This is a genomic window from Hymenobacter sp. BT559, assembly GCF_016427535.1.
In the GTDB taxonomy this organism is placed as follows: domain Bacteria; phylum Bacteroidota; class Bacteroidia; order Cytophagales; family Hymenobacteraceae; genus Hymenobacter.
Genome location: NZ_JAELXV010000002.1, coordinates 42,007 through 53,306 on the forward strand (window position 1 = coordinate 42,007; position 11,300 = coordinate 53,306).

At 60.2% G+C, this 11,300-nt stretch carries 10 protein-coding genes and 2 tRNA genes; 3 read left to right on the forward strand and 9 right to left on the reverse strand.

Annotated elements, in window-relative coordinates; genetic code table 11:
- Positions 1 to 70: 70 nt before the first annotated feature.
- A complete protein-coding gene (locus tag JAO77_RS06855; RefSeq protein WP_198989601.1) occupies positions 71 to 1,582 on the forward strand; it encodes an alpha/beta hydrolase family protein in 1,512 nt (503 codons plus the stop codon).
- Positions 1,583 to 1,689: 107 nt separating this feature from the next.
- Here JAO77_RS06855 and JAO77_RS06860 read toward each other — a convergent pair whose 3' ends face one another.
- The 5 genes from JAO77_RS06860 to JAO77_RS06880 form a co-directional block, all read right to left on the reverse strand.
- The gene (locus JAO77_RS06860; protein ID WP_198989602.1) at positions 1,690 to 2,406 is read right to left on the reverse strand and encodes an SDR family oxidoreductase; all 717 of its coding nucleotides are present in this window, start codon (positions 2,404 to 2,406) and stop codon (positions 1,690 to 1,692) included.
- A 75-nt stretch (positions 2,407 to 2,481) separates the two neighbouring features.
- Positions 2,482 to 2,931, reverse strand: coding sequence for a putative signal transducing protein (locus tag JAO77_RS06865; RefSeq protein ID WP_198989603.1), 450 nt, complete (start codon positions 2,929 to 2,931; stop codon positions 2,482 to 2,484).
- A gap of 94 nt (positions 2,932 to 3,025) precedes the next feature.
- Positions 3,026 to 3,568, reverse strand: coding sequence for a hypothetical protein (locus JAO77_RS06870; RefSeq protein WP_198989604.1), 543 nt, complete (start codon positions 3,566 to 3,568; stop codon positions 3,026 to 3,028).
- A 27-nt stretch (positions 3,569 to 3,595) separates the two neighbouring features.
- Positions 3,596 to 4,051, reverse strand: a complete 456-nt coding sequence (locus tag JAO77_RS24505) for an energy transducer TonB (RefSeq protein ID WP_198989605.1) — start codon at positions 4,049 to 4,051, stop codon at positions 3,596 to 3,598.
- 304 nt (positions 4,052 to 4,355) lie between these two features.
- Positions 4,356 to 4,919 (reverse strand): fasciclin domain-containing protein, encoded by a 564-nt coding sequence (locus JAO77_RS06880; RefSeq protein ID WP_198989606.1) that lies wholly within the window; start codon positions 4,917 to 4,919, stop codon positions 4,356 to 4,358.
- A 453-nt stretch (positions 4,920 to 5,372) separates the two neighbouring features.
- Between JAO77_RS06880 and JAO77_RS06885 the strand changes: the two genes are divergently transcribed.
- Both JAO77_RS06885 and JAO77_RS06890 read left to right on the forward strand, forming a co-directional pair.
- Positions 5,373 to 5,448 (forward strand) — tRNA-Gly (locus tag JAO77_RS06885).
- 81 nt (positions 5,449 to 5,529) lie between these two features.
- A tRNA-Leu gene (locus tag JAO77_RS06890) sits at positions 5,530 to 5,612 on the forward strand.
- 179 nt (positions 5,613 to 5,791) lie between these two features.
- Here JAO77_RS06890 and JAO77_RS06895 read toward each other — a convergent pair.
- The 4 genes from JAO77_RS06895 to JAO77_RS06910 form a co-directional block, all read right to left on the reverse strand.
- The gene (locus tag JAO77_RS06895; RefSeq protein WP_198989607.1) at positions 5,792 to 6,652 is read right to left on the reverse strand and encodes a glycerophosphodiester phosphodiesterase family protein; all 861 of its coding nucleotides are present in this window, start codon (positions 6,650 to 6,652) and stop codon (positions 5,792 to 5,794) included.
- A gap of 142 nt (positions 6,653 to 6,794) precedes the next feature.
- Complete coding sequence (locus JAO77_RS06900; RefSeq protein WP_198989608.1) at positions 6,795 to 8,294, reverse strand: calcineurin-like phosphoesterase C-terminal domain-containing protein; 1,500 nt, start codon at positions 8,292 to 8,294, stop codon at positions 6,795 to 6,797.
- 131 nt (positions 8,295 to 8,425) lie between these two features.
- Positions 8,426 to 9,712 (reverse strand): DUF5689 domain-containing protein, encoded by a 1,287-nt coding sequence (locus tag JAO77_RS06905; protein WP_198989609.1) that lies wholly within the window; start codon positions 9,710 to 9,712, stop codon positions 8,426 to 8,428.
- A 103-nt stretch (positions 9,713 to 9,815) separates the two neighbouring features.
- Positions 9,816 to 11,285, reverse strand: a complete 1,470-nt coding sequence (locus JAO77_RS06910) for a SusD/RagB family nutrient-binding outer membrane lipoprotein (protein WP_198989610.1) — start codon at positions 11,283 to 11,285, stop codon at positions 9,816 to 9,818.
- Positions 11,286 to 11,300 lie beyond the last annotated feature (15 nt).

Here is an 11,300-nt window from a genome sequence, read left to right on the forward strand (position 1 = left end):
CGGCGGCAAGCTAGTACCTTGCGGAGTATTACACTTTCCATCTTTTAACTTCCTTATAGAGTGCTACTTTATGCAGAAATTATTACTCTGGCTGCTCTTTTTTAGCGGTTGGTTTGCCGGGGCAGCCGAGGCCCGCTCGTGGGCCGAAGAGCCCACCCGGCTAAGTGGCCAGTGGCAAGGGCCGCTCAAGGTGCCCGGCGGCTCGCTTACCCTCATGATAACGATAGTACCCCTCAGCAACGGCACCTACTACGCGGCGCTCGATGTGCCGCAGCAGCGCATCAGTCGCATGCCCGTAGAGGTCGAGCTCAAAGGCGACAACCTTACGCTGCGCGTCGAGCAGGCGGGTAGCCACTTTGAGGGCAAAGTGCTGGCCGGTGGGGCCCAACTCAGCGGCACCTGGCAGCAGCCAGGCCTCAAAACCGACCTGGTGCTGGAGCGCGGCATCACGCCCGCTGCTGCCCAGGCCGCCAAAAAGCTACGCCTGACGCCGCCCTACCGCGAGTCGGAAGTAACGTTTATGAACCCCACGGGTAAGTTTAAGCTCAGTGGCACGCTCACCATCCCGAGCGGCGAAGGGCCGTTTGCGGCCGTGGCGCTGCTCTCCGACTCGGGCCCGCAGGAGCGCGACTGCGACCTGCAAGGCTACCACTTGTTTGGCATCTTGGCCGACTACCTCACCCGCCGCGGCATAGCCGTGCTGCGCTTCGACGACCGCGGCGTGGGGCGCTCGGGCGGCGACTACTCGCGCGCCACCACCGCCGACCTCGTAACCGATGCGCAGGCAGCGCTGGCTTTCCTGCGCAAAACTCCCCTCATCGCGCCCCAACAAGTGGGCCTGATGGGGCACGGCGAAGGCGCCAACGTAGCACTGTTGGCCGCGGCGGCGCCCCAGGGCGGGCCGGCGTTTGTGGCCTCGCTGGCTGGCTACGGGCAGCCGGGCCGCGATGTGCTGCGCCGCCAGCAAGGTGAGATTATGCGCCTTATCGGCACCGACGGCGCCCAAATAAAAGCCGCCCAGGCGCTCTATGACCAACTGGTAGATGCCGTGCGCCAAACCCCCAACAACACGGCCGCACGGGCCAAGGTCATCACGCTGCTGCGCAGCAGCAACACCGCCCTCAGCGAGCCCATGGCCCGCGCCCGCGCGGTGGAGTTGACTTCGCCGTGGTCGCGCTATTTTCTAGATTTCAACCCCGCTACTCGCCTGCCCCAAGTTCAGTGCCCGGTGCTGCTGCTCAATGGCACGGCTGACTTGCAAGTGGTTGCTGGGCGCCACCTAGGTGCGCTGCAAAAGGGCCTGCACCAAGGCCCCGCCTCTGTAGAGGCGCACCGGCTCTCGGGGGTCAACCACTGGTTTCAGCCCGACCAGGCCGACTGGCCCATCGTGGCCGGCGAGCGCCAGGCGGCTTTCTCGCCCGAGGGGCTAGAGTACCTGCGCGTGTGGCTGCTCGAGCGCGCCAAGCTGGCCAAGGCGCCCCTGCCGGTAACGGTGCAGCGCCCAGCGCCCCAAGCCAAGCCCGCCGCCCGTGTGCGCCCCGCACCGCGGGCGGCGTCGAAACGTAGCACAGCCAAAGCGTAAGCTGTCTAGCGTCTGCGTAGGCCAGGATGCTGACGCATAAGGAAGGGCAAGTTAATAGTCATCTATTCTGACTGTTAACTTGCCCTTCTTTATTCATGATTTCTTGTTTACCAGGGTAGTTGCTCCTCATTGTGGAAGTAGCCACCCGTGGGGCCATCGGCGGGCAGCAAGGCCAGGCGCACGGCCGTGCGAGCGCCTTCGCGCACATCGAGCGGGGCGCCAGCGCCGCCTAGGTCGGTCTTGACCCAGCCCGGATGCGCCGCGTTGACTTTAATAGGTGAATCGGCCAAGTGCAGGGCCAGCACCACGGTCAGCATATTCAGCGCCGCCTTCGAGGACGTGTAGCCCGGCGTGGCCCAGCTACCGCCTTGCCCCGCGCTAATGGTAGCCAACGACCCTAGGATGCTGCTTTGGTTGACAATGCGCCCCGCCGGAGCCTGGCGCAGCAGCGGCAGCAGAGCCTGCGTAATAGCATAGGGCCCAATCACATTGGCCTCGTAGGTTTGCCGCAACGAGTCGGGGCTGGTTTCCAGGCCGTTGTCGAGCTGCACCCCAGCATTATTTACCAAGATGTCGAGCCGGCCGAAGGTGCTCTGAAAGAAAGCGGGCAGCGCTGCAATGTCGGCGGCGTTAGTCACGTCCAGCTCTACGGCCTGGGCGTCGAGGCCCTGGGCGCGCAGCTCGGCGGCCGGTGCCTCGGCCTTGCCCTGCCGGGCCCCGAGCACTACGGCCACGCCTTGCTGCCCTAGCTGACGGGCTATTTCAAGGCCCAGTCCTTTGTTGGCCCCCGTGATGAGGGCTACCTTTTGCGAATACTTTTCCATGACAAGCTAAAGCTGCTGGTGCCACAGAAAGTTGTCGCCTAGGTTCGGCCACAGCCCAAGATGGTGCCTAGGCGCTTAATAGTCAAGCCCACAGTTGAAGCAGTGGTGCGTTTGGCCTTGCGCAAAGTAGTGCCGTAGGCGCGCGAGCAGCGTAGCCAGCCAGGAGGCGGCGCCCACTGGCTCGGCCGGCGCCTCCTGGCTGGCTACATCGTGCGAGCCGCAACGTGGGCAAGTTGCGGCGTGCTTGGCTGGTTCGGCAAGGCCGCCGGGCACGGCCTCCATCACGGGTAGCTCGCGCAGCACTTCGGTGGCCTGGGCCGCATCGCGCTGGTACACGTGCAGGCGCACCCCGCCCGCCACCGGGCTATACATGCGGTTGAGCGACACCAGGTTCTCATTCGTCAAAAAGCACGGGATGCCCGCCGCCTCTAATTTGGTACGCGCCAAATGAGCCGCCACGGGCTCATAGTACGAGTCGAGCACAATGATATTCTCCTGCCGCGAGGAGCCAGAGCCAGTAGACATAAGGATAGCTGTAAGCAGCTAGCTGAGAAAGGGTAAGCAGGCCGCCCGGCGCTATTGCTAGTAGCCTGGGCGGCCTAGATTCTCAAAACAACACCTAGGGCTTTTTAGTGGCAGTGCGCAGGTCTTTGGCGGTGCGGCCAGCGCGCAGAGCCGTAAACTCGGCTTGCCAGGCCCGAATGCGGATTTCCTCACGGGCGGGTAGGTCGAGGCGCACGCGGGCCAGCTGCGCATTTAGGCGCTGGTAAGCGGCCTGCGCGTAGTCCCAGTCGCGCAGTTGCCAGGTGGCACGCCGCGCCCGCGTAGCCCGCAGCAACTGCCCATAGGCCCCGCCGATAGTAGCCGGCGTAAGCGTATTTATTTTGGTGGCGTAGCTACCCAGCAGCTCTTGGTCTACGCGCTTTTGGCGGCTGGCATCGAGCGGCACGGCCCGCCGAGCGTGGTTAGACGAGTCGAAGCGCGCCACCTGCCGGCCCACCCGCCGCAGCGTGCGCCCCGAGGCTCGCGCCGCAGTATCTAGCTTAATTAGCTCCTGGCGCACGGCAGCCTGGCGCTCGCGCGGGGTCGAGTCGCAGCCGGCCAGCCCTAGCAGCGCCAGGGCTACCAAGCATAGCCGACCGGTAAATGAGAGGTGATTCATACCGCCAACATACGGCCTGGCGTCCGGTTAGCGCTTTTTGATGTTGAAATTGAAAGGCAACTCATACTCCACGGCTACCGCACGCGAGCCCATGCGGGCCGGCACCCAGGTTTGCGGAATGGCGCGGGCCACGCGCATGGCCTCCTCATCGCATGCGCGGCCCACGCGCTGCGTAAGGCGATAGCTCAGCACCCGCCCTAGGGTATCAATCTGGATGGTCACGGTCACTTTGCCTTGCAGCAGGCGCTCCTGGGCTTCCTGCGGATACTCAAGCTGTGCCATGTGGTAGTTCAGCACCCCGGCGCCGCCCACAAACATGGGGGGCTGGTCGGGCTGCACGTAGCGCCACTCGCCCGGCTTTATTTCCGTGAAGTAGGTAGCGTAGGGCACCTCCCGAAACGAAAGCAGCTTCTTCTTATCGTGGTCGTAGCGCTGCACTACCACCTGCTCCCCGGTGGTGGTGTAACCGTAGTATTCCCACACGCCTACTTTCTGGCCTTTTTCTGTTGTCCCCTTCTGGTATTTGGCTAGCTGAGGCGCCTGCCCCCACGCTGGCCTGCCGGCTAATAACCCTACTAATAGTCCGCTAGCTAGTAAAGTACAGCTTCTTATCATACGGAATACAATTAATTATAAACTAAATCATTAAACCTCGACTATTCAACGGCTAAGATAGGAACTGCGCTTATATATCAAAATGAAGTTCTCTTGTTTTTAGTCAATTTTCATAAAAAAACCGTTGGCCTGGGGAGGACAACGGTTTTTTTGTAATGTGGCGAGTTAACCACTAGGGCATCAGTACTTTATTCACTACGTGAATAACGCCGTTGCTTTGCATCACATCGGCAATCGTAACGGTCGAAATGCCTCCTTTTTCGTCTTTCAACTCTATAGTTTTGGGGCCTTTCATCATGGCCGTCAGCGTGCCACCGCTTACCGTTTTCAGCTCGGCTTTGCCGCCGCCTGCCTTAATGGCTTTCATCAGGTCGGCGGCAGTCATGCGGCCGGCTACTACGTGATAGGTCAGGATTTTGGTGAGCGTTTCCTTATTCTCGGGTTTCACCAGCGACTCTACCGTGCCAGCGGGCAAGGCAGCAAATGCCTCATTAGTAGGTGCAAACACGGTGAAGGGGCCCGGGCCCTGCAGCGTCTCTACCAGGCCGGCGGCCTTCACTGCAGCAACAAGCGTAGTGTGGTCTTTCGAATTAACGGCGTTCTCGACAATGTTCTTGGTCGGGTACATCGGGGCACCGCCCACCATTACCGTTTTAGCTTTTTGGGCCGAGGCCGATTGGATGGTGCCAGCACCGAGCAGAGCCACTAGGGCCAGCGAAGCAAACGAAAGTTTCATGAAACTATGAAAAATAAAAGTTGAGGTAAGTGTGCAGGCACCTACGGTTATGCTTCTTCAAGTGGATTTTCCCAGTATGAAATTTTCTTAAAAAAAACCATGGTGCCCCTGCTCGCAACGCAGAAAGCGCGGGTACACTTTCCAGATATAAGGCAGCGCGCTGCGTCACCTTGCAATAAAGCCACCCTAGGTGTGCCTTAGGCACCGCGATGGCGAATGAGCAGGAACGCGTATTGAAGGAAAAATGCCGAGCCCTAGGCTGCTTGGTAGGCTGCTTGGCCACTAGCCGGCAACTCAATTAGGCATCGAGTAGCGGGATGAATAAAATTTTTAGCCTTGAAAATGAAGCAAAAAGCCTTCGAGAGTAAATCTTTTTTAGCCCATTACTTGCATTGAACGGCCTTTTGCCTACCTTTGTATCACCATTCGCCACCACGGTAGCGAAAACCTCAAGCGAGAGTAGCTCAGTTGGTAGAGCGCGACCTTGCCAAGGTCGAGGTCGCGAGTTCGAACCTCGTCTCCCGCTCCATAAAGAAGACGTTGCTAACCGGCAGCGTCTTTTTTGTTTGATGACTATCCGGTTGCCTTTTTGGTGCCCGTAATCATCTGAGCCAGAGTGGTGTAATGGTAGCCACGAGGGACTTAAAATCCCTTGTCTTCACGGACGTACGGGTTCGAGTCCCGTCTCTGGTACCCTGAGAGCGAAAAGCCCTCATTATTCTACAGAAAACCCCTTCTATACAGGAATAGAAGGGGTTTTTTATTGTGAGCCAGCATGGGAGAGACGTGGCAGTTGCCTCGAAATCGCAAGGCAAAGTATAGAAGCCTAGGTCTTTTATGGCCCTAGGTGTTGGAGTGATGTAGTGGTGCGCTCAAGGCCCAGGGACTAAGCCAGGGTAATCGGTAATTAGGCCATCTACTTGTAGCTGAAGTAGCTGCTGCGCCTCGGTGGCGGTGTTTACCGTCCAGGGGATAATCTGCATGCGCTGCTGGTGGCAGGCTTGCACCAGGTCTGGCGTCACGAGCTTGTAGTGCGGGCTATAGATGCTGGGCCGGAAGCTTAGGCGCTGCAAATTCTTGTCTAGGCCGTCCTGGTTTTCGACCAGTAGCGCGGTGCGCAGCCGGCGCTGCACAACATTGAGCGTTCGCGGGTCGAACGACTGAATGATGACCCGGTGTTGGATGCCCTTTGCCTTGACGACCGCCAGTAGCAGGCGCACAAACTCCTCCGGCGCGGGGTGGTTGGTGCCGTCACCCGCCGGGGTGGTTTTGGTTTCAATGTTGTAATAGGGTGCGGGCCGGTGCGTGCGCTTGGCGTAGGCTTCGGCCGAGTCGATAACCTCGGCCAGGAGAGGCTTGTACGTCAATAATTTTTGCTGCTGCGGAAACTTGGGGTTGCCGTGGCTACCCACGTCGTAGCGCCGAATCTCGGCGTAGGGCAGGCTATACAGGCGCAACGCTTTGCCTTCTTCTTTGGTCAGGGGCTGGCCATCGGGGCGGTACACGAAATCGGCATTCAGGTACGGGTCGTGCGAGAGCAGCACCTGTTTGTCCTGGCTGATGGCAGCGTCCATTTCCAGCGTGGTCACGCCTAGGTCGAGCGCGCGGCGCATGGCCGGGATGGTGTTCTCGGGCATCAGCCCGCGGCTGCCTCGGTGCCCTTGCAGGTCGAGCGGGCGCTGCTGGGCCTGGGCCGTCGAGACAGTAAGTACGAGGAAGGCGAGGTATTTCACAGTAGGGGAAAGTAGCTTGGACTTTGTAGCCCGAACGCGAGCGCAGCGAGCATCTGCGCTAGGGTAAATTCTCTCAGAACTAAATCAACGCGGATGCTCGTTGCACTCGCGCTCGGACTACAAAGTCCAAGCTACGGCTGAATTACACGGCTACCGTTTCGGTATACACCTGCCCAAAGCGGTCGGTGACTTCGATACGGATTTCTTTGGCAGCGGCCGAGGGTGTGGCGAAAAATAAGTGGTCGGTCATAGTCGGGTCAACCCACTTGTGCTTGGCGGGCAGCTGGTCGCCGGCTTGTAGCTGCACAGCCAGCGGGTCGAGGCCGGTTTGCTGGCGCATCTCGCCCTGGCGTATGCCGTTCTCAAACCAAGTCACCTTCCACTGCGGGTCCCAGTTCCAGACGTTGGCCACTACGTCGGCGGGGTGGGCGGGCGCGCTCCCCTTGGGGTAGGTGCGGAACTGGTGCTGGCGGTCGTGGCCTACCGATTTGTAGTACCACTTGATGTCGGGGCCGCTCACTTCGTACACGCCGTAGCCGCTTGGCGCCCCATCGGTGCAGATGGGGCCGGTCCACCACGCGCCGCACACCGCGCCGTGGGTGTGCTCGATGGTGTTTTCGTAAAAAATCTTCTCGCACACGTGCGTGTGGCCCGACATGATATGTGCCGTGTAAGGCTTCAGAATGCGGTAGAACTCGGCCCGGTTCGACACTACACCACCTAGGGATTCTTCCTTGAGCTTGTTGCGGCGCTGGTCGCCACTGTTCACCGGGATGTGCAGCGCCACTACTACCGTCGTGCCCGGCTTCACGTGGCTTAGGTCCTGCTCTAGCCACTGTAGCTGCTGCTCGGGCAGGTAGCCGATGTACTTCTTGGGCGGGCCGATGAAGAAGACGTTATCGAGCACCACGTAGTGAATCTCGCCCCGGTTGAAAGAATAGTAAGTCGGCCCGAAATGGCTTTTGAACGTGCGCGCCGAGCCTTCGTCGGCTCGCGCTGTGAGGTCAAGGTCGTGGTTGCCGATAACCTGGAAGAACGGGATGCCACTGATTTCGACCGCCTTTTTGTAGTCTTCAAGCAGCTCGTGCTTGTCCCACACCAGGTCGCCGCAGCCGATGGCAAAAGTGTTAGCGTCGTACTGCGCGGCCAGCTTTTGGAGGTCGGGTGCCGAGCTGGTCAGCAGCTCGCGGCAGTCCTTCTTATTAATCATCTGTGGGTCGGCCCACACCACGAACGTGTGCTTGGTATCGTCACCGGCCAGCTTTTGCAGGGCAAAATCGGCAGTCATTTTCATCGTGCCCGGTTTGATGGCTTGGTAAAACCGCGCTATACCCTTCTCGTGTGGAAAAGCATAGCCCCGCGGCACCGAGATGTGCACGTACTCAGCCGTAGCGTTGCTTTCGAGCGTGTACTTGCCGGCCTTGTCGGTGAGCACGATGTTGTAGCCATCGGTCACTGCCACGCCCGCAAGGCCAGCGCCATTGTGGTGCACCTTGCCCCGGATGGTAACCGGCCCTAGGTTAAGTTTTTGACTGGGAGCTGGCGTAAGTTCAGCTTCGGCGGCGAGGGCGGCCGGGGCCAGGGGCAGGCTGAGGCCCGCGCTCACGAGGCCTAGGCTTTGAAGAAATTTTCGGCGGAACATGGAAGAATATCTAAAGGGTCATGCAGAGCGCAGCGAAGCATCTCGCGTGGCGACGTCTGTGAACGTTTGGATTTACTGCGGCGCGCGAGCTGCTTCGCTGCGCTCTGCATGACGAATGGTGTTTTCAGGCGCTAATTCTCATAAATGGCGATATCATCGAGCCCCAACCGGCCATTAAGCACGGTAGGTGGGCTGCTGGCACCTAGACCCAGCTTATTGATGCGGAAGCGCACCGGGCCGCTGATATTCATCAGAAAAGTGATGGTGCGCTGCCAGTTGCCGGCGTCGGTGATGGTGGGGCCGGTTTGCTTCCAGGTAGCGCCTTGGTCCTGCGAGTATTCCAGCTTCCACGAGCTAGCGGCGTCGGTGTAATACGCGCCGTAAAGCAGCGTGACTTTGGTAGCGCCGTTAGGCAGGTCAAATTTCATCTCTACCACGGCCGGTACGCTCAGGCCCTGCTGCAGTCGGATGCCCTGGGCGCCAATGTAGCGGTCGCGCCCCGAAGTGTTACCCAGGAGGGCTTGGTAGAGCTTCCAGTGGCCAGTACCAAACTGCACGGTGTTGTCGGGCACGGCGGCCGTGTTCATATCGTAGCTGCCCTTAATAGCTTGTGGCACTGCCTCGAAGCTCTCGGGAAAGCCCGTGTAAATAGGACCGCTGGGGTCCACGGCATCGGCGGCGGTGCGCAGCCACAGCTGCGGAGCTGGGGCTTGGCTACCATCAAGCCCGGCCACCGCAATGCCCACAAACGTGGCGCTGGCCGGCAGGCGCCGGGTGGCAAAGGCCGCGGCGCTTTCGGTGTGCAGCACGAGCTTGTTGTTTGCCCCATCAGCCAGCGTTTTATCGCCGGCGTAGGTGGTGCCCGATACGGGCAGCGGCGTGATACTGGCGCCTGTGATGCGTACCAGCGTGCCATCGTAGGCATTCATATCGGCCAGCAGCGTGCTGATGTTAATGTTGCGGGCTGTCACGGCGTTACCGCTGCTCACCTTACGCACGCGGTCGGTTGTGATGCCTTCCAGGCGCAGCGCGCCCGCGCTTTTTGCCAGGGTAGCGCCTTTGATATCAACCACTACTGAGTCGCCCACGGCTAGGGCTGGCGCGGCGCCCCCGCTAAGCGGAATAACGATGCCACGTATCACGCCGCGCCGCTTGTTTTGCACCACAATGGTATTGGGGCCGCCGGGCACGTTGCCGCCCGCCGCATCCGAAATGACGAGGCCAACTACCTGGTGCGCGCCCGAAAGTTGACTTGGCTCCAGCACTACGTTGCTGCCTTGGTAGAGCTGGCGCAAGTCTTCGAGCGACACATTGGGACTGGGCGCGCCAGCTGCGTAGTCGATGTTTTTCTCCAGGCACCCCGCGGTAGCTAGGGCCAGCAATAGCGCGGAAAGATGAGGTAGTATGCGGAGTTTCATGATAGAAATTTTTGCTTTTGAAGCGTGTCTAACTCGCCGTGCGTGAGACCCCACCCCCGGCCCCTCCCCTCCTGGAGAGGGGCCGGGGGTGGGGGACACGACCCTACAGCTGCCACCACACCTTAGTATTGATATCATCGGCGCCTTGGTCGGCTACGGCGGCTTGGTAGTTTACTTGGTTGAGGCTCTGCACATACACGGGGTAGTTGATGCGGGCGGGCATCTGGCCATTGTTGCGCACGCCGGGGCCGATGGGCAGCACCGGGTGGCCCGTGCGGCGGTACTCAAACCACTGCTGAAAGTCGGTGAAAAACAGCGCATAGTACTTCTGCAAGTGAATCTTGTCGAGCTTGGTGTCTAGGCTGCTGGTGGCTTCCCATTGCACGTCGGGGCTGCTCAAGAAGGTAGGGGGCGCGGTAAGGCCCCAGAGCGTGATGCCGTTGGTGGCGCCGGTTTCGTAGTAGGCTTTGGCGTCGCCGGTTATCCAGCCGCGCAGAGCAGCTTCGGCCAGCAGCAGCTGCACCTCAGAGTAGTTGAGGATGTTGCCGAGCAGCGGCTCGGTCATGAGAGCAGCGGGGTAGGTCGATTGGGGCGCCGGAATCTGGCCCGGCACGTAGCCACTTGGCACGCCCTTGTAGATGCCGCTCGCCAGCGTGGCCCACTTGGGCAGGCGCGGGTCGTTCCACTCGGCCAGGTTGTTGATAAAGAACTCACTCATCGAGCTTGACGACACGAAGTCGGCCGTGCGCCAGGTCTGAAAGGGCGACTGGTAGGGCGCGGTGCCCGACCAGCGCATAATGGCCGATTCTGAGTTGTTGGCGATGAGTGGGTAGTCGCCGGGGCGGGTGTTCACCATGTCGCGCAGCTTGGCCTGCGGGCTCAAGCCGCCCGGCGCAATGGCATCGGTACGGTTAGACACACGCATGAGCAGGCGTAGGTAGAGCGAGTTGCCAAACTTGCGCCACTTCAGGGCGTTGCCCTGAAACAACGGGTCGAGCTGGGCCTGGTCGGCTCCTAGGTTGGTGTTGGCCTTCAGCAGGTCGTTGGCCTCTTCTAGCTTCACAAACAGGTCGCGGTAGATGTCCTCCTGCCGGTCGAACTTGGGCTGCAAGTTGCCCGCCCGGCCCTGCAGGGCCTCCGAATAGGGCACGTCGCCGAAGGTGTCGGTAAGCAGCGAAAACGTCCAGACCTCGCAAATGCGGGCGATGGCCATGAAGGTGGGGCTCTTCACGGCCACCGCGCTGTTATACATGTCCCGGAAGTCGGTGAGCTGCGTGTACCAGCCATTCCACATGTAGTCGGCCTCAGCCGAGCGGATAACGTAGCGGTGAAACTCGTCGGTATTATCCCGCGTCACGTGCACCTGCATCAGCTCGTTGGTGATGCGCATGGCGCGGTCCATGTTGCGCTTCACCAGGTCGGTCAGGGCAGGGGCCAGCAGCGTTTCCGGAATGACGTTAGGGTTCTGGTTGGGGTTGATATTCAGCTCCTCAAAGCCCTTGGTGCACGACGAAACGGTACCTAGGGTAGCTGCGGCAAGAAAGGAGACAGCAAAGCGTTTCAGGATTTTCATGTCAGGTATAGCGTT